The sequence below is a fragment of the Candidatus Pantoea symbiotica genome (assembly GCF_056491525.1).
The window spans coordinates 2,117,304-2,137,595 of the sequence record NZ_JBSZHR010000002.1 but is presented as its reverse complement, the minus strand read 5'-3'; the positions used below and the strand labels follow the sequence as shown (position 1 = coordinate 2,137,595).

Genomic DNA, 20,292 nt, shown 5'->3' with positions numbered 1-20,292 from the left:
AAATTGCAGGTATTGAGCAGGATAAAAGCCAAATTCAGAGCGGATTGAAGGGATTTTTAACAGGAAGGAAGAGGGAAAGCAGCGGAGAGCCGTTTGCGGTGCTCTCCGCTGTTGATATTACATGCGCTCGACGGTTTTAATGCCCAGCGTGTCCAGACCTTGCTTCAGCGTTTTCGCGGTTAACGCGGCGAGCTGCAGACGGCTCTGACGGATGTTCTCGTCCTCGGCGGAGAGAATAGGGCAGTGTTCGTAGAAGCCGGAGAACTGGCCGGCCAGATCGTACAGGTAAGCACACATCACGTGTGGCGTACCGTCGCGCGCGACCTGCGTAATCACTTCTTCGAACTGCAGCAGGCGCGTAGCCAGCTGCGCTTCACGCTCTTCGGTTAGCACGATGTCGCCGCTCAGGCTATCGGCATCAATGCCGGCTTTGCGGAACACCGACAGCACGCGCGTGTAGGCGTATTGCATGTAAGGCGCGGTGTTGCCTTCGAATGCCAGCATGTTGTCCCAGTCGAAGATGTAATCGGTGGTGCGGCTTTTCGACAGGTCAGCGTATTTCACTGCGCCGATGCCCACCACTTCCGACAGATCTTTCAGCTCCTGCGCTGACATCTCTGGATTCTTCTCGCTGACCAACGCATGCGCGCGTTCGACTGCTTCATCCAGCAAATCGGCGAGGCGAATAGTGCCGCCGCTGCGGGTTTTGAATGGACGACCATCTTTGCCGAGCATCATGCCGAATGCGTGATGCTCTAGCGGTACCGATTCCGGCACATAACCGGCTTTACGCACGATGGTCCAAGCCTGCTGCAGATGCTGATGCTGACGGGAATCGATGTAATACAGCACGCGATCGGCATGCAGGGTTTCGAAACGGTATTTGGCGCAGGCGATGTCGGTGGTGGTGTAGAGATAGCCGCCATCTTTCTTCTGAATGATTACGCCCATCGGTTCGCCTTCCTTGTTTTTGAACTCATCAAGGAAAACTACCGTGGCGCCTTCGCTGGTCACCGCCAACCCTTTTTCGCGCAGGTCGGCGACGATGCCCGGCAGCATGTCGTTGTACAGGCTTTCACCCATCACATCTTTGCGCGTCAGCGTCACGTTCAGGCGGTCATATACCAGCTGGTTCTGGCTCATGGTGATATCAACCAGCTTCTTCCACATGCTGCGGCAATATTCATCGCCACCTTGCAGCTTCACCACGTAATTACGTGCGCGCTCGGCAAAGGCTTCGTCGGCATCGTAGGTCACTTTGGCTTCGCGGTAGAAGGCTTCCAGGTCAGCCAGCGCAATCTCTTCATGGTGTTCGTTCTGCTGCTTTTCCAGATAGGCAATCAGCATACCGAACTGCGTGCCCCAGTCGCCGACGTGGTTGGCGCGGATCACCTTATGGCCGAGAAACTCCAGCGTACGCACTGCGGCATCACCAATGATGGTGGAGCGGACGTGACCGACATGCATCTGCTTCGCCACGTTGGGCGCGGAGTAATCCACCACGATAGTTTGCGGCGCGACACTGCTCACACCGAGGCGCGGCAGCTGCAGCGCCTGCGCGGTTTGCGCCGCCAGCCATGCACGATCGAGGAAGATATTGATAAAGCCGGGACCGGCGATTTCGACTTTGCTGGCGATGCCGTTAAGATCCAGATGCTGAATCACCTGCTCAGCCAGTTGTCGCGGTGCCTGACCGAGCTTTTTCGCCACGGCCATCATACCGTTTGCCTGGTAATCACCGAACTGTACCTTCGCAGACTGACGAACCTGAGGTTCGCAATCGGCAGGCGCACCCGCCGCAATCATTGCCTGACTGACTTTGTCGGAAAGAAGAGCCTGAATATTCACCGCGTTACCTTCATATGCTGAAAAGGCCCGCCTGTAGGCGGCGAGCCGATGTCGTCATCCCGCAACTGCGCGGCGGGACGGAAAAATAAGAGGGGAAGTATACGTGAAATGTTAAAGTGAGTCAGCTATTCGGTATTCAGTGAGACATAACATCGGGCCCTCAGCGCCGATTAACGGCGCCGTGGGTGACGACGAGGATTTTTAACGCTTTTGTCTTCACGCACCTTCCAATGGCGGGAAATTGCAAATCCCATTAATGCAATCAGGACCGCGACAACAATGAGCATAGACATAAGGCCGTTCCTTGTAGTTGTGAAACACAAATTTATAAGAAAGGGTATCAGGCTGCAATTGTTTGCAACTTAAATAAGAGTTATCTCATTGTATTAACTATCCTGAATAATAACAGAAGGTTAAGCCACTTTCATAAAGTAACTGCTGGACCTGTTTTGGCGATAAATCCGAAATGAATGGTCTATTTATGCGGTTTTCAGCCTTTTTGACGCCTAAATCGGATGAATCCGACAATTTTGTCAAGCGGAATCAACGGCTAGCAAATTTCATATTGATTAGTAAACCTGAACTGAATTAGAGGTAAAACGTGATGCGGACCAACTTTCCTATGGAATTGGATGATTTAAAACAAGACCTGGCTCGTTTTGAGCACTCTTTGGCGCTATTTGCTGAACGTTTAGGCATTAACCTGGCTGAACATGAAGCCGATCACGTTGCGGTGCGCTGCCACCAGTTTGCGACGGCAGAACGCTGGAAAACTGGATTGCTGCAAATCGCCACACAGTTTTCCGAAGCAATGATCAATGGTCGCCCGATCTGCTTGTTCAAACTGCATCAGCCATTGAACCTCGCGGGCTGGCAAATCGATGTGATTGAACTGCCTTGGCCGGGCGAGAAACTGTATCGCCATGAAGGGTGGGAACACGTGGAGATTGTGCTGCGCGGTGAACCGGAAACGCTGGGTGTGCGCGCGATGGCGTTGCTCTCGGATGATGCGCTGACGCAGCCGGGCATCTCGTTTAAAACCAGCGCGCCCAAAGGCGAGAATGAACGTTTGCCCAATCCGACACTGGCGGTGACTGACGGGCAAACCACCATCAAGTTTCATCCGTGGCGACTGGAAGAGATCGTCGCTAGCGAGCAGGCTTAACGGCGCGCTGCTACCGCCAGCTGCAAACGCGCCACCGCCTGTTCCAGCGTGGCGCGCGTACAACCAAAGTTGAAGCGCACGAAATTATCGTCGCCGAAATCGTGACCCGGTGAAAAACCGAGGCCGTGCTGCTCGAAGTAGTCCATTGGGCTGGCGACATCCAGTTTGCTGGCGTCGATCCAACCGAGATAAGTCGCTTCCGGCGCGGCCATCTGCAGTTCTGGCAGCGCATTGATCTGCGCCACCAGCCAGTCGCGATTGGCACGCAGATAATCCAGCTGCGCCGCCAGCCATTCATCGCCATCGCGCCACGCCGCTTCGGCTGCCACCAGCGCCAGAATATCCACGCCAGGCACGATGCCTTCCCGCACACGTTTAAAGCGTGCGCGCAACTCTGGATTGGGAATGATCGCCATCGACGCGCCTAATCCGGCAATGTTGAAGGTTTTGGACGGCGAGATCAGCGTGATGCTGCGTTGTGCGGCATCTTCACTTAATGACGCAAACGGAATGTGTTGCGCGCCGGGTGACAGCAACAGATCGCAATGGATTTCATCGGAGCAGACAATCAAATCATGCTGCTGCGCAAATGCCAGCTGGGCTTCCAGCTCGTCGCGACGATAAACCGTACCACCCGGATTCTGCGGGTTACACAGCATCAGCAGGCGCTCATTGCCCTGCATGGCGCTGGCGTCGAGATCCATCACCCAGCGATCGTCCTGTAAACGCAGCGGTAAATGCACCTGTGCGCGATCGGCCAGTTTTGCCGCACCGCGAAACGGCGGATAAATCGGCGTTGGGGAAACCGTGGATTCGCCCGATTCCGTGAATGCGCGGACCGAAAGATTTAAACCGCACACCACGCCGGGCAATAACACAATCCAGTCCGGCTCAATCTGCCAGTTGTAGCGCTGCGCTAAACGGGAAAGGGTGATATCAATCAATCCGCCTGGCGTTGCGCCATAGCCAAAAACGCCGTGCTCAGCGCGCTGTTTAATGGCCTCAATCACACTCGGCGGCGAACGGAAATCGCTGTCCGCTACCCAGAGCGGCAGCACATCGCGATCACCATATTTGTGCCATTTCAAACTATCGCTGTGACGACGGTCTATCCATTGATTAAAATCGAATGCCATAGTGCGAGTTCCACGTAAACTGTCCAATTAAGTAGACTAACTGAAGCATTCATCCCGAGCCAGAAGTCATGAGAAGGAGCATGGTATGACGAAACTGGAAATTTGTTGCTACGGCATCGACTGCGCAATGACTGCGCAGCTGTCCGGTGCCGATCGCGTGGAGCTGTGCAGCGCACCGCGCGAAGGTGGGTTGACGCCTTCAGCCGGCGTGCTGGAAGTGGCACGACGTGAAATTTCGATCCCGGTACATCCTATCGTCCGTCCACGCGGCGGCGATTTTTGCTACACCAACTATGAGTTTGAGTCGATGAAATCGGACGTTGCGCTAATGCGTGAACTCGGTTTTCCCGGCTTAGTGATTGGCATGCTGGATGAAGATGCGCATGTTGATATCGCCCGTATGCAGCAAATTATGACGCTGTGTGACGGCATGGACGTCACTTTCCATCGCGCCTTCGATTTATGCCACAGTCCAAAACGCTCACTTGAGGTGCTGGCTGATTTAGGCATCGCGCGTATCCTGACGTCTGGCCAGCAACAGAGCGCCGAAGCAGGAATTGCATTATTACGGGAACTAAATGAACACAGCACAGGTCCGATTATTATGGCCGGTGCGGGCGTGCGTTTGAGCAACATCCAGAAGTTCATCGACAGTGGATTGCAGGAAGTTCACAGCTCCGCCAGCCGTTTAGTCGCTTCGCCGATGCGCTACCGTAAAGCCGGTGTTTCCATGTGCTCCGAAGCGGAAACCGATGAATTCAGTCGCTATTGCGTTGATGGTGATGTGGTTGAAGCCATGAAAAGCATGACGCAGATGAGCGCCGTCCGGGTAGCCTGAATTCACCCCGATTTTGCCGCGCAGCACGCCAGTCCAAACGACGTGATGTTTGCAAGTACCAACCCCAGTTCTTCTAACTGGGGTTCTTTTTATCTGCCATTCCCGCAGAGATAGCGTGATCGTGTAAATGATGCTTTGATTACTCTATGGCCTCGTACGGATAACCTTCATGAAATCCATCCCTTGTACCGTTTTACTGCTGCTTCTCCCCTACTGCGGCGTTGCGCTGGCTGTCAGCACGGCGTGTCCACCGATGAGCAAAAACATCACCAGCAGCAACAACTGGATCATGCTGGGTGGCGATGCCAAAGGCGCGGTGCGTCAGGTGGTGGCGGGCGAATTTGGCAAAGATGTGAACTCGCAAAAGCGCGTACTTGGCCAGTTTGATCAGTGCGGCGATTTAATGGTGGCCGATATCTCCTACGACAAAAACGAAGGCAACGTCCTGCTGACGATGGAACAGCATATCGCCCGCGTTCAACGCGGCTGGGTGGCGGAATATGCCTACATGGTCAAAGTGATCAAAGCGGGTCAGGAGGAAGTGGTTGATAACCGTCAGGGCACCATCAGCTGGCAAATCGGCCAGCATGGCAACATCGTCAGCTCATCCGATAAATTCACCAGCATGGGCAAAGATGGCTTTACCGATACCACTTACCGCTATGACAAACAGTTCAGAGTAGAAAAAAGCGTGGCGCGCGGCAGTGATAGCATGACCAGTGGCGAAAGCAGCTGGCGCTGGAATCCACAAGGATTGGTCACCTCATCCAGTAGCGCGCGTAGCAAAGATACTTACAGCTACGATAACCAGTGGCGGGAACTGCGCCTGAACGGCACATCGACCACGCCAGTCAGCACGCTACGCTCGATTGACGAGTGCCAACTGTGGGATGAAGTGGGCAACTGTACGCTCAGTTATCTGCATGAAACCGAAGTATTCGCCAAAGGCACCATTGAACGCCATCTCAGCTCCGCTTATAAATACCAATACTGGAACGCCCCCAGCGAAACAGCCGCACAAGATTAAACCGCACAAAACCCACATAAAGGCAAAGAATCAGGGCCGCGGAGTAAAGCTTCCGCCGCATGGACAAAAACGCCGGGAGCGTTTTTGAACAACGCAAAGCGTTGGCCCACGAAGTGGGCGAGCCTCATGGATGAGGCGAGTAACCGGCGGCAGAGTCCACAGGGATGTGTTCACGACGCCTTTACGGAGCGGCCCTGATTCTTTGCCTGAAACGCACGGAACTAAACAGGGAGCCCGCACATGACACTGATCCTTTCATTCCTTTTCGCCATCACCATCCTCACGCTCACGCCCGGTTTTGATACCGCATTAGTGTTGCGTTCCGCCGCCGCGCAAGGCTGGAAGCGTGCATCGGCCACGGCGTTTGGCGTCACGCTGGGTTGCCTGGTGTGGGGCATTGCGGTGGGTTTAGGCTTGGGCGCGCTGCTGCTGGCTTCGGAAATGGCGTATAACCTGCTGAAATGGATCGGTGCGGCCTATCTGCTCTATCTCGGCGTCAAATTACTCATCAACCCACGTACCCAAGCGGAAGCAGGTCAGCATGCGCAGAATAAAGAGCAAAGCTATGTTGCCTGCTTCACACGCGGACTATTCGGTAATCTGTTAAACCCCAAAGTCGGCGTGTTCTACGTCACCTTCCTGCCGCAGTTCATTCCGGCGGGCGCATCGGTGCCGCTGTGGTGTACGCTGATGGCTCTCACACATATGGTGATTGGATTAGTGTGGAATGCGGTGCTAATTGGTAGCAGCCAGTACTTTGCGACGCATCTGCGTCGTCCAGCGGTACTGAAAGTGATGGATCGCCTGACGGGCTGCGTCTTTATTGGCTTTGCCGCGAAGCTGGCGCTATCGCGGCGTTAAGCATTACGGCTTGCGCGCCACTAACACAGCACGCAGCGGGGCGGGATAACCTTCAACGGTCTTACTGCTGTCATTCGGATCAAGGAACTCGGCCAGCGACTCGCTGGTCATCCAACTGGTACGACGCTGCTCTTCCACGGACGTCACCGCGTAATCTGCGATGCGCACATCGACAAATCCGCACTTCTCCAGCCAGCTCTTCAGCGCTGCCGCAGAAGGGATAAAGTACACATTACGCATCTGCGCATAACGCTCACCCGGAACCAGCACCGCGTTCTCATCGCCTTCAATCACCAACGTCTCCAGCACCAACTCACCGTCGCTAACCAACTGATTTTTCAGCTGCATCAAGTGGTCGAGCGGTGAACGGCGGTGATAAAGCACGCCCATCGAAAACACGGTATCGAACGCTTGTAACGCCGGAAGCTGCTCAATGCCCAGCGGCAGCAAATGCGCCCGACGATCATCGCCCAACAGCTTACGCACCGCTTCAAACTGGCACAAAAACAGCTGCATCGGATCGATGCCGACCACCAGCTTCGCGCCCGCACCAATCATGCGCCACATGTGATAACCGCTGCCGCAACCAACATCCAGCACCGTGCGATGCAGCAACGGCGAAATGTGCGGCAACACGCGATCCCATTTCCAGTCAGAACGCCACTCGGTATCGATCTCGGTGCCGTACAGCGAATAAGGACCTTTGCGCCACGGCATTAAATTGCGCAGCAGATTCTCAATGCCAAGACGCTGACGATCGGTCAGATCCTCAACATCCGCGCTCACGCTGTGCAACAAATCCAGCTTCTGCGGCGTCAGCAGCGGCAGATAATCAACGGACTTCTCCCAGTCGCGAAACTTACCGTGCAAATTGTCACGCTGCCATGCGGCAACTTGCGCCGGTAACACTTCCAGCCAACTGGCCAGCGGGCCGGTGGCAATCTGCTGATAAAAACGGCCAAACTCAATCATTTCAACGCCACCAACGAACCAAAATTAAAGCACTGGAACCACAACTCCGCATGTTTGAAACCGGCGGTTTTCAGGCGCGCCTTATGCGCTTCGACGCTATCGGTCAACATCACGTTCTCCAGCATGCTGCGTTTCTGGCTGATCTCCAGTTCGCTGTAACCGTTAGCGCGTTTGAAATCGTGATGCATGTTAAACAGCAACTCGCCGACATCGGCATCTTCAAAACTAAACTTCTCGGACAACACCAGCGCGCCACCCGGATTTAATCCATTGACGATCTTCTTCAGCAACTCAAGACGGGCCGGCGGCTCAAGAAATTGCAGGGTAAAGTTAAGCACCACCAACGAGGCGTTCTCAATGTGGATATCCTGAATATCCGCTTCGATCACCTGCACCGGGGTATCCGCGCGGAAGGCATCGATGTGGCGACGGCAACGCTCAACCATCGCTGGCGAATTATCTACAGCAATAATCTGGCAGCCAGGCACATGAATATTGCGGCGCACCGACAGCGTGGCGGCACCCAGCGAACAGCCAAGATCGTAAACCTGGCTATTCGGCTGAACGAAGCGTTCTGCCAGCATGCCAATCATCGAAATGATGTTGGAATAACCCGGCACCGAGCGCTGAATCATATCGGGAAAAACTTCAGCTACGCGCTCGTCAAAGGTCCAGTCGCCCAGCTTATCGATGGGCGCGGAAAATAGCGTATCGCGATCAGACATAATGAAAGGTCCGGAGAGAAAACGGAAAGGGCGCTATTTTGGCAGAAACGCGGGCGGGCTGCACCCTTTGCGTTGCGTCTAGAACAGGCTTGATTGCTGCGGCCAGTCGGGCAGATCGCGTAACGATGGCTCCAGCTGCTGCAACTGTGACCACAACGCCTGAATCAGCGGAAACACCTCGCCCATATCCGGCGTATGAATAAACAGCATTGGATCGCTATCCAGCTGCCACGCTTGCAGCTTGCTGTGCCACGGCTGAAACAGCGGCACGCTCTCCGCCACGTTATCGCTGCCAATGAAACGCACCATCGGTTGCGAACCGGTGCGCACCGCATGCGGCGGCACGCGCGGCTTTTTCGCTCGCGCGTCCACGGCGGCGGCGGTTTGCGAGGTTGAAGCATGCACCGGACGACTATCTAAAATCACCCGATTAACGCCGCGATCCAGTAAACCGCGATTCAGCGCGCGTTCGGCTTCACCTTTGGCAAAAAACGCCTGATGTCGCACCTCAACGCCATAGCGGAAATTGCGTGGCAAACTATCGAGAAAGGACCATAAATCAACCAGCTGTGCCGGTGAAAACGCGGCGGGTAACTGCAGCCAATATTGACCAATGCGTTGGCTCAGCGGATCGAGCAGGCGGAAAAACTCCGTCAGCAACTCATCGCAATCGCGCAGCGCCGCTTTATGGCTGATGCTATCGGGAAACTTAAAGCAGAAACGAAAATCGTCGTGCGTCATATCCCGCCAGCGCATCACCACTTCAGGCTTTGGCAGCGCATACAACGTGGTATTGCCTTCCACACAACCAAACAGCTGCGCGTAGTCGGCTAAGGTTTCAATGCCGAACTGTTTCCATTGCGCGTGCTGCCATTGCGGTAATCCTATGCGAAGTGTCAACGCGAACTCCTGAATCCTTTAGGGGCGGGAAAGGGCGGCTTAATGTACCCTGTTTTGATGTCGGCAGGAAAAACAGCGCGATAAAGCATAATGTTTTGTCCGCTTTGATCGGGCTCCACTTATCCTGCCTGGGTTTTTCCATTATAATAGCCGCCTTTTTTGCGACAGCATCTCATAAGGTTACGCGGCCTGATGTTGTCTGGCAGCAGCGGCGAAGTTAAAAGGATACGTTATGCGTACAGAATATTGCGGACAGCTCAATCTGTCTCACGTGGGTCAGCAAGTCACTCTCTGCGGCTGGGTAAATCGCCGTCGCGATCTGGGTAGCCTGATTTTTATCGATATGCGTGACCGTGAAGGTATCGCTCAGGTGTTCTTTGATGCCGATCGTCAGGACGCTTTCCAGCTGGCATCTGAGCTGCGTAACGAATTCTGTATCCAGATCACCGGCACCGTGCGTGCACGTGACGAAAAGAACAAAAACAGCGACATGGCAACCGGCGAAATCGAAGTGTTCGCTCATGAGCTCAACATCATCAACCGTGCTGAACCGCTGCCGCTGGACTCTAACCAAGTGAACAGCGAAGAAGCGCGCCTGACCTATCGCTATCTGGACCTGCGTCGTCCGGAAATGGCGCAGCGTTTGAAAATCCGCGCTAAAATTACCAGCTTCGTGCGTCGCTTTATGGACGACCAGGGCTTCCTCGATATCGAAACGCCAATGCTGACCAAAGCCACGCCAGAAGGCGCGCGTGACTATCTGGTGCCAAGCCGTGTGCATAAAGGCAAATTCTACGCGCTGCCGCAGTCGCCACAGCTGTTCAAACAGCTGCTGATGATGTCGGGTTTTGACCGCTACTATCAGATCGTTAAGTGTTTCCGTGACGAAGATCTGCGTGCCGATCGTCAGCCTGAGTTCACCCAGATCGACGTGGAAACCTCTTTCATGACCGCCGAGCAGGTGCGTGAAAAGATGGAACGTCTGATTCGTGAACTGTGGATCAACATCAAAGGCGTGGATCTCGGTGACTTCCCGCAGATGACCTTTGCGGAAGCGATGAACCGTTACGGTTCCGATAAGCCAGACCTGCGTAACCCAATGGAGCTGGTGGACGTTGCCGATCTGCTGAAAAACGTGGAGTTCCAGGTGTTTGCCGGTCCAGCCAACGATGCCAAAGGCCGCGTGGCTGCCCTGCGCGTACCGGGCGGCGCTGCGCTGACGCGTAAGCAAATTGATGAGTACGGCGAATTTGTAAAAATCTACGGCGCTAAAGGGTTGGCGTGGATGAAGATCAACGAACGCGCTAAAGGCTTCGAAGGCGTACAGAGCCCGGTTGCCAAGTTCCTCAGTGCAGAAATCGTTGAAGACATTCTCAACCGCACGGGCGCACAAGATGGTGACCTGATCTTCTTCGGCGCGGACCGCGCTAAAGTGGTAGCGGATGCGCTCGGCGCGCTGCGTCTGAAAGTGGGCCGCGACCTGCAGATCACCAATGACAAAGCCTGGGCACCGCTGTGGGTAATCGACTTCCCAATGTTTGAGGAAGATGAAGAGGGCGGCCTGGCAGCAATGCACCATCCTTTCACGTCGCCGAAAGACATGAGCGCAGAAGAGCTGGCAACCGATCCGGTACAAGCGGTGGCCAATGCCTACGATATGGTGATTAACGGCTACGAAGTGGGCGGCGGTTCCGTGCGTATCCACAGCGGGAAAATGCAGCAGACGGTATTCAGCATCCTCGGTATCACCGAAGAAGAGCAACGTGAGAAGTTTGGCTTCCTGCTCGACGCGCTGAAATACGGTACCCCGCCGCACGCGGGCCTGGCGTTTGGTCTGGATCGTCTGACCATGCTGTTGACCGGCACCGATAACATCCGTGATGTGATCGCGTTCCCGAAAACCACCGCCGCCGCATGCATGATGACCGAAGCCCCAAGCGAAGCCAATCCAGCTGCGCTGCTGGACCTCGGCATTCTGGTGGCGCCGAAGAAAGAAAAGACAGAGAACAAGTAATGGGCTTTAAACATCCGGTTTCGGTGCTGGTGGTGATTTTTGCCCGCGATACCGGCCGGGTGTTAATGCTGCAGCGACGTGATGACGACAGCTTCTGGCAATCGGTCACTGGCAGCCTGGAAGCGGGCGAAACCCCGTGCCAGGCGGCTCAGCGCGAAGTGTTAGAAGAGCTTGCCATCGATATTGCGCACGAAAAGTTAGTGCTGGACGATTGCCACAAGCAAATCGAGTTTGAGATCTTCCCGCACTATCGCCATCGTTACGCACCGGGCACCACGCACAACCGCGAACACTGGTTCAGGTTGGCCATACCCGCAGAGCGCGACCTGCTGCTCACCGAGCATCTCGCCGCGCGCTGGCTCGAACCCGCCGCTGCCGCAGCCCTCACCAAGTCCTGGAGTAACCGCCAGGCAATTGAAGAATTTATCTGAATGCTCACCGCCGCGCGTTTTTCCCGTGGCAGTTCAGTTAAATTCCGTTAATTCGACGAAGTTATTCCTTCGTCCCTTAAACCCGGTGCAGGATGTGAAACCTGCACAATTAAAATTGAACAGTCGGGCGTAATCGTCGCAGCGAGGTCGGTTACCGCCAGCGCACAGCAACCGGAGCGTACTTATGTACGTGAGGATTGCGAGCACTGCCGGGAGCCGAGATCGCAAGTAAGATAGCCCGTGCGATTGATAAGATCGGAGAATATGCAAAATGGCTGGACACAGTAAATGGGCGAACACCAAGCACCGCAAGGCTGCTCAGGACGCTAAGCGCGGTAAAATCTTCACCAAAATCATTCGCGAGCTGGTCACCGCCGCGAAACTGGGCGGTGGCGATGCGGGTTCCAACCCACGTCTGCGCGCAGCGATGGACAAAGCGCTGTCTAACAACATGACGCGCGACACCATGAACCGTGCCATCGCACGCGGCGTGGGCGGTGAAGATGATTCCAACATGGAAACCATCATTTATGAAGGTTACGGTCCAGGCGGCTCAGCGGTGATGATTGAGTGCCTGAGCGACAACCGTAACCGTACCGTGGGCGAAGTGCGTCATGCCTTCACCAAAACCGGCGGCAACCTCGGTACCGACGGTTCTGTTGCTTACCTGTTCAGCAAGAAGGGCGTTATCTCCTTCGCGCCAGGTCAGGACGAAGATGCGGTGATGGAAGCGGCGCTGGAAGCCGGTGCAGAAGACGTTGTGGCTTATGACGACGGCGCGATTGATGTCTTCACCGCGTGGGAAGAGATGGGTGCAGTGCGTGATGCGCTGGAAGCGGGCGGTCTGAAAGCCGACTCGGCTGAAGTCTCAATGATCCCTTCAACCAAAGCCGAAATGGATGCCGAAACTGCGCCGAAACTGCTGCGCTTGATCGACATGCTGGAAGACTGTGACGACGTGCAGGAAGTTTACCATAACGGTGAAATCTCTGATGAGATCGCAGAAACGCTGTAATGGCGTTGCTTAAAACCCCACTCACCGGAGACGCGCTGTGGCGATAATTCTCGGGATCGATCCCGGCTCGCGCGTCACCGGTTACGGTGTTATCCGCCAAACCGGCCGCCAGCTTACCTATCTGGGCAGCGGCTGTATCCGTACCAGCGTCACCGATCTGCCGACGCGTCTCAAACTGATCTACGCGGGCGTCAGCGAAATCATTACGCAGTTCTCACCCGACTATTTCGCCATCGAGCAGGTCTTTATGGCGAAGAACGCGGACTCAGCGCTCAAGTTGGGCCAGGCGCGCGGTGCGGCGATTGTCGCGGCGGTGAATCACGATTTGCCGGTGTTTGAGTATGCAGCGCGTCAGGTGAAGCAAACTGTCACCGGCACTGGCGGCGCAGAGAAAAGTCAGGTGCAGCATATGGTGCGTACCTTGCTGAAACTGCCGGCCAATCCGCAAGCGGATGCCGCCGATGCGCTGGCCATCGCCATCACGCATTGCCATATGAGCCAAAATGCGGCGCGTATCAGTGACACCAAATTGGTGATGACGCGCGGTCGTATGCGATCGGGTTAGCAAACGCCAAGGCTGGATATTCATCCAGCCTTTTTTGTGCTATAAACTCAGGCTTACTTACAGATTAAGGAACTGCTCAGGTGATTGGTCGTTTACGAGGCAACATTCTGGAGAAACAGCCGCCGCTGGTGTTGATTGAGGCGCACGGTGTCGGTTATGAAGTGCACATGCCAATGACCTGCTTTTACGAGCTGCCGGAGATCAATCAGGAAGCGATCATCTTCACCCAGTTCGTGGTGCGTGAAGATGCGCAGCTGCTGTTCGGTTTTAACAACAAGCAGGAACGCACGCTGTTCCGCGAGCTGGTAAAGGTGAATGGCGTTGGACCAAAGCTGGCGCTGGCGATTTTGTCGGGTATGTCGGCCCAGCAGTTCGTGACCGCCGTTGAGCGACAAGAAATTGCCTCTCTGATCAAACTGCCGGGCGTGGGTAAAAAAACCGCCGAGCGTCTGATTGTGGAGATGAAAGACCGCTTTATCGGCATGCACGGCGATCTGTTTGGTGGTGATTCAACCTTTACGTTGACCACGCCTTCTGCGGCACAAGACAATAACGATGCCGAAGCCGAAGCGGTCTCAGCGCTGGTGGCTCTCGGTTATAAACCGCAGGAAGCCAGCCGGATGATCAGCAAAGTTGGTAAACCGGATGCGGATTGCGAAACCCTGATTCGTGAAGCCCTGCGCGCAGCTATTTGAGGTAAAGCATGATTGAAGCCGATCGTCTGGTCTCGGGCAGTTCCTTTAATGAAGAAGAAACGCTCGACCGTGCCATTCGCCCCAAGCTGCTGACGGAATATGTTGGTCAGCCGCAGGTGCGCGAGCAGATGGAGATTTTCATCCAGGCGGCGAAACTGCGTGGCGATGCACTCGATCATCTGCTGATTTTCGGTCCGCCAGGATTGGGTAAAACTACGCTGGCTAACATCGTCGCCAACGAAATGGGCGTCAATCTGCGCACCACCTCCGGGCCGGTGCTGGAAAAAGCCGGCGATCTGGCGGCGATGCTCACCAATCTTGAGCCGCATGATGTGCTGTTTATCGATGAGATCCATCGCCTGTCGCCGGTGGTTGAAGAAGTGCTGTATCCGGCGATGGAGGATTATCAGCTGGATATCATGATCGGTGAAGGTCCAGCAGCGCGTTCGATTAAGCTCGATCTGCCGCCGTTTACCCTGATTGGTGCCACCACGCGCGCCGGTTCTTTAACCTCGCCACTGCGTGACCGCTTCGGCATTGTGCAGCGTCTTGAGTTCTATAACGTTCCCGATCTGCAGCACATCGTTGGCCGTAGCGCGGCTTGTCTTGGCCTGGCGCTGAGTGAAGAGGGCGCGCTGGAGATAGCGCGTCGTGCGCGCGGAACGCCGCGTATCGCTAACCGTTTGCTGCGCCGCGTACGTGACTTTGCTGAAGTGCGTGCCAACGGCAACCTGAGCGGTGAAGTGTCAGCCAGCGCGCTGGATATGCTTAACGTCGACAGCCAGGGTTTTGATTATATGGACCGCAAACTGCTGCTGGCGATTATCGACAAGTTCTCGGGTGGTCCGGTTGGCTTAGATAATCTGGCTGCGGCGATCGGCGAAGAGCGGGAAACTATCGAAGATGTAATTGAACCCTTCCTGATCCAGCAAGGATTCATACAACGCACGCCACGCGGCCGAATGGCAACGCAGCATGCTTATAAACACTTTGGTATTAGTCGCGAAGAGTAAACCGGCATTATGCCGCCGGTTTTTTTGCCATACTGATGATGAATAATACCGCAGCGCATAACACCACCGAAGGACCGGCTGGCGTATCGTAGGTGGCGGAGAAGGCGAGTCCGCCGGTCACCGCGATAATACCGGCAATCACCGCAAAACCGGCCATCTGTTCCGGTGAGCGCGAGAAGCGACGTGCCGTCGCCGCCGGGATAATCAGCAGTGACGTAATGATCAAGGCACCAACAAACTTCATTGCCACGCCGATGGTTAATGCCGTCACCAGCATCAGCATCAAACGCGTGCGCTGAATGTTGACGCCATCGACCTGCGCCAGCTCCGGACTGATGGTCATCGATAACAGTGAATTCCACTGCCACGCCATCACCGCCAGTACAATTGCCACGCCGCCACCCATCATCCATAAATCATCGGGCGTCACCGCCAGCAGATCGCCAAACAAGTAAGCCATCAGATCGACACGCACGCCTTGCATCAGACTGACAACCACTAAACCCAGCGACAGCGCGCTGTGCGCCATAATACCGAGCAGCGTGTCGATGGCCAGATGCGGGCGACGCTCCAGCCACACTAATCCCAACGCCAGACATACGGTCACTAAAATCACCGCATAGTAAGGATTTACGTTAAGCAGCAAACCAAACGCCACACCCAGCAAAGATGCATGCGCGAGAGTATCGCCAAAGTAGGACATGCGGCGCCAAACCACAAACGAGCCAAGTGGACCGGCCGCCAGCGCCAGCAAAACGCCGCCCAGCCAGCCAGGTAATAACAGTTCAATCATGACGGGCCATTTCCTTTACGCAGAACAATGCGTCCCTGTAAATCGTGACGGTGATTATGATGATGACGATAAATCGCCAACTGCTGCGCGCCGCGTGGGCCGAACATCGCAATAAACTCAGGATGTTGTGATACCGCTTCCGGCGTGCCCGAGCAGCAGATGTGATGGTTGAGGCACAGCACTTCGTCGGTTTTCGCCATCACCAGATGCAGGTCGTGTGAAACCATCAGCACACCGCAATTTAATTCACGGCGCAGTTGATCGATCAAATCGTACAGCGCAACCTGGCCGTTGACGTCAACGCCTTGAGTTGGTTCATCGAGCACCAGCAATTGCGGCTCATTGAGTAATGCGCGCGCCAGCAGCACACGCTGCGTTTCACCGCCGGAGAGTTTTTGCAGCGTCGCGTGCAACAGATGCCCGGCCTGGACGCGCTTCAGCGCCGGCAAAATGGCATCGCGTTTGGTGCCCCGAGACAGACGCATAAAGCGCTCAACGGTGATCGGCAAAGTCGGATCGATGTGCAGTTTTTGCGGCACATAACCGATACGTAAATCAGTGGCGCGTTTGACGCTGCCGCTGGTGGGTTTAAGCAGCCCCAACACCGCGCGAACCAGCGTGGATTTACCGGCGCCATTCGGGCCGAGCAGGGTGAGAATTTTTCCCGGCTCAAGTGTGAGGCTAATGCCTGCAAGCACTGGACGCTGGGAGAATTTCACAGAAATGTTTTCAAGAGTAACAAGTGGCGGCATGTTATTTACGGGTTGCATTGAATTTCGAATGTTATAATATCACATTCCATCACCTGGTCACGATGGAATGACGTATTATGTTACACAATAAAAAGCGCCTTATTTTCACCCTTACTGCTGCGGCAATTGCCGCCACAAGCGCGTTACCCGCGCACTCTGCAGTCGTAGCTTCAATTAAACCTATCGGATTTATCGCAGCGGCTATCGCAGATGGCATTACGCCCGTTGAAGTATTGCTGCCTGATGGCGCATCAGAACATGATTATGCCTTACGTCCCTCTGATGTAAAACGTATTAAAAACGCAGACTTAGTGGTGTGGGCGGGGCCTGAAATGGAAGCTTTTCTCACCAAGTCAGCGGCCGAATTACCCGCCAATAAAAACCTTGAAATAGCCGCTTTGCCAGGCATACACCCGCTTTTGATTAGCGGTGATGATGGCGATGAGGAACATGAGCACGGTCACGATCATGATCATGACTCAGAAAATTCTGAACACCAAGACCTGTCTCATGCACATCACCACCACGGCCAGTTTAATATGCACCTGTGGATGTCCCCTGACATGGCCTTACAAACTGCGGTTGCAATCCATGGAAAATTATTGGAACTTATGCCGCAAAGCAAAGCCAAACTTGACGCTAATCTGCAGGAATTTAAGGCAGAATTAGCCGATGCAGACAAACACATCGGCGCGCAACTCGCGCCTGTGCGGAACAAGGGTTATTTCGTTTTTCACGACGCTTACAGCTACTTTGAAAAACATTACGGTTTGTCACCTTTAGGTCATTTTACCGTCAATCCTGAGATCCAGCCGGGCGCCCAGCGTTTACATCAAATACGAACACAGTTGGTTGAGCAGAAAGCCGTTTGCGTTTTCGCTGAACCACAATTCAGACCGGCCGTCATCGATGCCGTGTCCCGTGGAACTTCCGTCCGTAAAGGCACGTTAGATCCGTTGGGTATGGACATCAGCTTATCCAAAGACAGCTACGTGAAATTCCTTTCACAGTTGTCGAGCCAGTATGCGAGCTGCCTGAATGGAGCATGAGGAATAGGTAAAAGTGCAGCAGATAGCCCGCTCTGTCGCCCTCGCATTTAATAATTTGCCGCGCCCCCACCGCGTTATGCTGGGTTCATTAACCGTTGTCACGTTGGCCGTCGCCGTATGGCGGCCTTACGTTTACCATCCACGTGATGTGGCGCCCATCGTGAAAACCATCGCGTTGGATAAAGACGAATTGCGCACGCTGTTGCCAGAAGCCAGCGAGCCGATTGATCAAACTACCGAAGAACCGGCCGACGATATTCCTGCTGACGACATCGATAAAGACGTTCCGGACAATCCTAACGTACATGATTACACAGTCTCTTCAGGCGATACGCTGAGCAGCGCGTTAAATCAGTACGGCATTGAGATGGGCGACATCAATGCACTGGTCAGCAGCGACAAAGATTTGCGCAACATGCGCGTCGGCCAGCAACTGAGCTGGACGCTGGATGCCGATGGTCAACTGCAAACCTTCAGCTGGGAAATCGATCGTCGTGAAACCCGTACTTATCAGCGCGCCGACAACGGCAGCTTTAAGATGCAGCAGGAGTTGCAAAAGGGTGAGTGGCAAAACAACGTATTGAAAGGTGAAGTACGCGGTAGTTTTGCCGCCAGCGCGCAACGTGCGGGTTTGACCAGCGCAGAAACCAGCAACGTCATTAAAGCGATGCAGTGGCAAATGGACTTCCGCAAACTGCGGGCCGGTGATGATTTCAGTGTATTGATGTCACGTGAAATGCTCGATGGCAAAAGTGCTCAAAGCCAACTGCTGGGCGTGCGTTTACGCACCGGCGGCAAAGATTATTACGCCTTCCGCGCGGAAGACGGCAAGTTCTACGATCGCAACGCGTCTGGGTTAGCGCGTGGCTTTATGCGTTTCCCAACGGTTAAGCAGTATCGTGTTTCTTCCAACTTCAATCCGCGCCGCCTTAACCCGGTAACCGGTCGCATCGCACCGCATAAAGGTGTCGACTTCGCGCTGCCGATTGGTACGCCAGTGTTAGCCGTGGGTGATGGTGAAGTGGTGATGGCGAAAAACGGCGGCGCTGCCGGAAATTACGTGGCAATTCGTCACGGTCGTCAGTACATGACGCGTTATATGCACTTGAGTAAAGCGCTGGTGAAACCGGGGCAAAAAGTGAAACGCGGTGATCGTATTGCGCTGTCGGGTAACACCGGACGTTCAACCGGCCCACATCTGCACTATGAAGTATGGATCAACAATCAGGCAGTGAATCCATTGACGGCAAAACTGCCGCGCATGGAAGGGCTGACCGGTAAAGATCGCAGCACTTACATGGCGCAAGTCAAAACCTGGTTGCCGCAGTTGACGCTGAAATAACGCATTATTGCGCGTAACACTAAAAAACCGACGGATTCTTCGTCGGTTTTTTGCTATCTGGCGCATGAAGATTGCAAAATTAACCATCGTCACTATTATTGACCGGTCATTGTCAGAGGCGAGTGCATGGAAACCCGAAAGAAAAATAACAGTGAGTTTATTCCCGTTTTTCAACGTTCTTTTTTAAAGCCGAAATACTGGGGAAGTTGGTTGGCGATTGGTGCGCTGGCCGGCATGGCATTACTTCCCGCCAAAGTGCGCGATCCGATTCTGGGCGGATTGGGCAAGTTCGCCGGTAAACTGGCGAAAAGTGCGCGCCGCCGTGCGCTGATCAATCTCTATTATTGCCTGCCGGAATTGAGCGAAGCGCAGCGCGAAGAGATTGCTGATCGTATGTTTGCCACCGCACCCCAAGCGATGGCGATGATGGTAGAACTGGGATTACGCAATCCCGAGCATGTGCGTAAGCGCGTTGACTGGCACGGCCGGGAAATCATCGAGCAACTGCAGGCGAACAAAGAGAACGTTATTTTCCTTGTGCCGCATGGTTGGGGCGTGGATATTCCGGCGATGCTGCTGGCGTCTGAAGGTCAGATGATGGCGGCGATGTTCCACAATCAAAGCGATCCGTTAATGGATTATTTGTGGAATACCGTGCGACGCCGTTTTGGTGGCCGCATGCATGCGCGTAATGACGGCATTAAGCCGTTTATCGCTTCGGTGCGTCAGGGTTATTACGGCTATTATCTGCCGGACCAGGATCACGGCCCGGAACACAGCGAGTTTGTGGATTTCTTTGCCACTTATAAAGCAACGTTGCCGGCAGTCGGTCGCCTGATGAAAGTGTGCCGTGCGCGCGTTGTGCCGCTGTTCCCGGTATATAACAGCGAAACCCATCGTCTGGAAATCTACGTGCGTCCGCCTATGGATGACTTGCTGGATGCCGATGACAACACGTTGGCGCGCCGCATGAATGAAGAAGTAGAAGTGTTTGTGCGCCCCCATCCAGAACAGTACACCTGGATTTTAAAGCTGCTGAAAACGCGTAAGGAAGGTGATATTGAACCTTATGCGCGCAAAGATCTTTATCCCAGAAAGTAAATGTAGGGTCGCCATTTATGGCGACCAGGTGCGCATCACTGCGCACCTTA

Annotated in this window: 21 protein-coding genes; 13 read left to right on the top strand and 8 right to left on the bottom strand. The window is 54.5% G+C overall.

Annotated elements, in window-relative coordinates; translation table 11 throughout:
* Positions 1-117 precede the first annotated feature (117 nt).
* Both argS and ACXIZX_RS10540 read right to left on the bottom strand, forming a co-directional pair.
* Positions 118-1,848, bottom strand: coding sequence for an arginine--tRNA ligase (argS, locus tag ACXIZX_RS10545; protein WP_179450582.1), 1,731 nt, complete (start codon positions 1,846-1,848; stop codon positions 118-120).
* Between the two features lie 170 nt (positions 1,849-2,018).
* Positions 2,019-2,141 carry a hypothetical protein gene (locus ACXIZX_RS10540; protein WP_007889544.1) on the bottom strand — a complete coding sequence of 41 codons (123 nt, stop codon included), beginning with the start codon at positions 2,139-2,141 and terminating at the stop codon, positions 2,019-2,021.
* A 311-nt stretch (positions 2,142-2,452) separates the two neighbouring features.
* Between ACXIZX_RS10540 and ACXIZX_RS10535 the strand changes: the two genes are divergently transcribed.
* The gene (locus ACXIZX_RS10535) at positions 2,453-3,013 is read left to right on the top strand and encodes a VOC family protein (protein ID WP_179450584.1); all 561 of its coding nucleotides are present in this window, start codon (positions 2,453-2,455) and stop codon (positions 3,011-3,013) included.
* Here ACXIZX_RS10535 and ACXIZX_RS10530 read toward each other — a convergent pair.
* Positions 3,010-4,149, bottom strand: coding sequence for a MalY/PatB family protein (locus ACXIZX_RS10530; protein ID WP_179450586.1), 1,140 nt, complete (start codon positions 4,147-4,149; stop codon positions 3,010-3,012). The genes ACXIZX_RS10535 and ACXIZX_RS10530 overlap by 4 nt on opposite strands.
* Before the next feature lie 85 nt (positions 4,150-4,234).
* On the opposite strand from ACXIZX_RS10530, the gene cutC reads away from it, so the two are divergent.
* The 3 genes from cutC (at position 4,235) to ACXIZX_RS10515 (ending at position 6,875) form a co-directional block, all read left to right on the top strand.
* On the top strand, positions 4,235-4,987 hold the full coding sequence (gene cutC / locus ACXIZX_RS10525) for a copper homeostasis protein CutC (protein ID WP_179450588.1): 753 nt from the start codon (positions 4,235-4,237) through the stop codon (positions 4,985-4,987).
* 169 nt (positions 4,988-5,156) lie between these two features.
* Entirely contained in the window at positions 5,157-6,014 is an 858-nt protein-coding gene (locus ACXIZX_RS10520) for a hypothetical protein (protein ID WP_179450590.1), read from the top strand.
* A gap of 240 nt (positions 6,015-6,254) precedes the next feature.
* A complete protein-coding gene (locus ACXIZX_RS10515) occupies positions 6,255-6,875 on the top strand; it encodes a LysE family translocator (RefSeq protein WP_179450592.1) in 621 nt (206 codons plus the stop codon).
* A 3-nt stretch (positions 6,876-6,878) separates the two neighbouring features.
* Here the strand turns inward: ACXIZX_RS10515 and cmoB are convergent, their stop codons facing one another.
* From cmoB to ACXIZX_RS10500, 3 genes are all read right to left on the bottom strand, one after another.
* Positions 6,879-7,847, bottom strand: a complete 969-nt coding sequence (gene cmoB / locus ACXIZX_RS10510) for a tRNA 5-methoxyuridine(34)/uridine 5-oxyacetic acid(34) synthase CmoB (RefSeq protein WP_179450594.1) — start codon at positions 7,845-7,847, stop codon at positions 6,879-6,881.
* Positions 7,844-8,572, bottom strand: coding sequence for a carboxy-S-adenosyl-L-methionine synthase CmoA (gene cmoA / locus ACXIZX_RS10505; protein WP_097097065.1), 729 nt, complete (start codon positions 8,570-8,572; stop codon positions 7,844-7,846). The genes cmoB and cmoA overlap by 4 nt, the downstream gene beginning before the upstream one ends.
* A 78-nt stretch (positions 8,573-8,650) precedes the next feature.
* Positions 8,651-9,472 (bottom strand): DUF72 domain-containing protein, encoded by an 822-nt coding sequence (locus tag ACXIZX_RS10500; protein WP_179450597.1) that lies wholly within the window; start codon positions 9,470-9,472, stop codon positions 8,651-8,653.
* Between the two features lie 232 nt (positions 9,473-9,704).
* Between ACXIZX_RS10500 and aspS the strand changes: the two genes are divergently transcribed.
* From aspS to ruvB, 6 genes are all read left to right on the top strand, one after another.
* Entirely contained in the window at positions 9,705-11,486 is a 1,782-nt protein-coding gene (gene aspS, locus ACXIZX_RS10495) for an aspartate--tRNA ligase (protein WP_179450599.1), read from the top strand.
* Positions 11,486-11,917 (top strand): dihydroneopterin triphosphate diphosphatase, encoded by a 432-nt coding sequence (nudB, locus tag ACXIZX_RS10490; RefSeq protein ID WP_179450601.1) that lies wholly within the window; start codon positions 11,486-11,488, stop codon positions 11,915-11,917. The genes aspS and nudB overlap by 1 nt, the downstream gene beginning before the upstream one ends.
* A gap of 271 nt (positions 11,918-12,188) precedes the next feature.
* Positions 12,189-12,932 carry a YebC/PmpR family DNA-binding transcriptional regulator gene (locus ACXIZX_RS10485; protein WP_008110488.1) on the top strand — a complete coding sequence of 248 codons (744 nt, stop codon included), beginning with the start codon at positions 12,189-12,191 and terminating at the stop codon, positions 12,930-12,932.
* A gap of 37 nt (positions 12,933-12,969) precedes the next feature.
* Positions 12,970-13,497 carry a crossover junction endodeoxyribonuclease RuvC gene (ruvC, locus tag ACXIZX_RS10480; protein WP_008110486.1) on the top strand — a complete coding sequence of 176 codons (528 nt, stop codon included), beginning with the start codon at positions 12,970-12,972 and terminating at the stop codon, positions 13,495-13,497.
* Between the two features lie 80 nt (positions 13,498-13,577).
* Positions 13,578-14,192, top strand: coding sequence for a Holliday junction branch migration protein RuvA (gene ruvA, locus ACXIZX_RS10475; RefSeq protein ID WP_007889559.1), 615 nt, complete (start codon positions 13,578-13,580; stop codon positions 14,190-14,192).
* 8 nt (positions 14,193-14,200) lie between these two features.
* Positions 14,201-15,205 carry a Holliday junction branch migration DNA helicase RuvB gene (ruvB, locus tag ACXIZX_RS10470; protein ID WP_007889560.1) on the top strand — a complete coding sequence of 335 codons (1,005 nt, stop codon included), beginning with the start codon at positions 14,201-14,203 and terminating at the stop codon, positions 15,203-15,205.
* A gap of 7 nt (positions 15,206-15,212) precedes the next feature.
* On the opposite strand, the gene znuB is transcribed toward ruvB, so the two are convergent.
* Together znuB and znuC are read right to left on the bottom strand one after the other, a co-directional pair.
* Positions 15,213-15,998, bottom strand: a complete 786-nt coding sequence (znuB, locus tag ACXIZX_RS10465) for a zinc ABC transporter permease subunit ZnuB (RefSeq protein WP_179450603.1) — start codon at positions 15,996-15,998, stop codon at positions 15,213-15,215.
* Positions 15,995-16,750 (bottom strand): zinc ABC transporter ATP-binding protein ZnuC, encoded by a 756-nt coding sequence (gene znuC, locus ACXIZX_RS10460; RefSeq protein ID WP_036650204.1) that lies wholly within the window; start codon positions 16,748-16,750, stop codon positions 15,995-15,997. Before znuC ends, znuB begins: the two co-directional genes overlap by 4 nt.
* A 77-nt stretch (positions 16,751-16,827) precedes the next feature.
* Here znuC and znuA point away from each other — a divergent pair, with 77 nt between their 5' ends.
* From znuA to lpxM, 3 genes are all read left to right on the top strand, one after another.
* The gene (gene znuA / locus ACXIZX_RS10455; protein ID WP_479404104.1) at positions 16,828-17,799 is read left to right on the top strand and encodes a zinc ABC transporter substrate-binding protein ZnuA; all 972 of its coding nucleotides are present in this window, start codon (positions 16,828-16,830) and stop codon (positions 17,797-17,799) included.
* Positions 17,800-17,812: 13 nt separating this feature from the next.
* Positions 17,813-19,141, top strand: a complete 1,329-nt coding sequence (gene mepM / locus ACXIZX_RS10450; RefSeq protein WP_061718586.1) for a murein DD-endopeptidase MepM — start codon at positions 17,813-17,815, stop codon at positions 19,139-19,141.
* Between the two features lie 126 nt (positions 19,142-19,267).
* A complete protein-coding gene (gene lpxM / locus ACXIZX_RS10445; protein ID WP_154181687.1) occupies positions 19,268-20,242 on the top strand; it encodes a lauroyl-Kdo(2)-lipid IV(A) myristoyltransferase in 975 nt (324 codons plus the stop codon).
* Positions 20,243-20,292: the final 50 nt, after the last annotated feature.

Bases quoted from the DNA above. Each gene is read 5' to 3' on its own strand.
- cmoA (WP_097097065.1), bottom strand. From the start codon at position 8,572: ATGTCTGATCGCGATACGCTATTTTCCGCGCCCATCGATAAGCTGGGC.
- nudB (WP_179450601.1), top strand. From the start codon at position 11,486: ATGGGCTTTAAACATCCGGTTTCGGTGCTGGTGGTGATTTTTGCCCGC.
- ACXIZX_RS10520 (WP_179450590.1), top strand. From the start codon at position 5,157: ATGAAATCCATCCCTTGTACCGTTTTACTGCTGCTTCTCCCCTACTGC.
- aspS (WP_179450599.1), top strand. From the start codon at position 9,705: ATGCGTACAGAATATTGCGGACAGCTCAATCTGTCTCACGTGGGTCAG.
- ACXIZX_RS10535 (WP_179450584.1), top strand. From the start codon at position 2,453: ATGCGGACCAACTTTCCTATGGAATTGGATGATTTAAAACAAGACCTG.
- cutC (WP_179450588.1), top strand. From the start codon at position 4,235: ATGACGAAACTGGAAATTTGTTGCTACGGCATCGACTGCGCAATGACT.
- lpxM (WP_154181687.1), top strand. From the start codon at position 19,268: ATGGAAACCCGAAAGAAAAATAACAGTGAGTTTATTCCCGTTTTTCAA.
- ACXIZX_RS10530 (WP_179450586.1), bottom strand. From the start codon at position 4,149: ATGGCATTCGATTTTAATCAATGGATAGACCGTCGTCACAGCGATAGT.
- ruvB (WP_007889560.1), top strand. From the start codon at position 14,201: ATGATTGAAGCCGATCGTCTGGTCTCGGGCAGTTCCTTTAATGAAGAA.
- ACXIZX_RS10540 (WP_007889544.1), bottom strand. From the start codon at position 2,141: ATGTCTATGCTCATTGTTGTCGCGGTCCTGATTGCATTAATGGGATTT.
- cmoB (WP_179450594.1), bottom strand. From the start codon at position 7,847: ATGATTGAGTTTGGCCGTTTTTATCAGCAGATTGCCACCGGCCCGCTG.
- znuB (WP_179450603.1), bottom strand. From the start codon at position 15,998: ATGATTGAACTGTTATTACCTGGCTGGCTGGGCGGCGTTTTGCTGGCG.
- znuA (WP_479404104.1), top strand. From the start codon at position 16,828: ATGTTACACAATAAAAAGCGCCTTATTTTCACCCTTACTGCTGCGGCA.
- ACXIZX_RS10485 (WP_008110488.1), top strand. From the start codon at position 12,189: ATGGCTGGACACAGTAAATGGGCGAACACCAAGCACCGCAAGGCTGCT.
- znuC (WP_036650204.1), bottom strand. From the start codon at position 16,750: ATGCCGCCACTTGTTACTCTTGAAAACATTTCTGTGAAATTCTCCCAG.
- ACXIZX_RS10515 (WP_179450592.1), top strand. From the start codon at position 6,255: ATGACACTGATCCTTTCATTCCTTTTCGCCATCACCATCCTCACGCTC.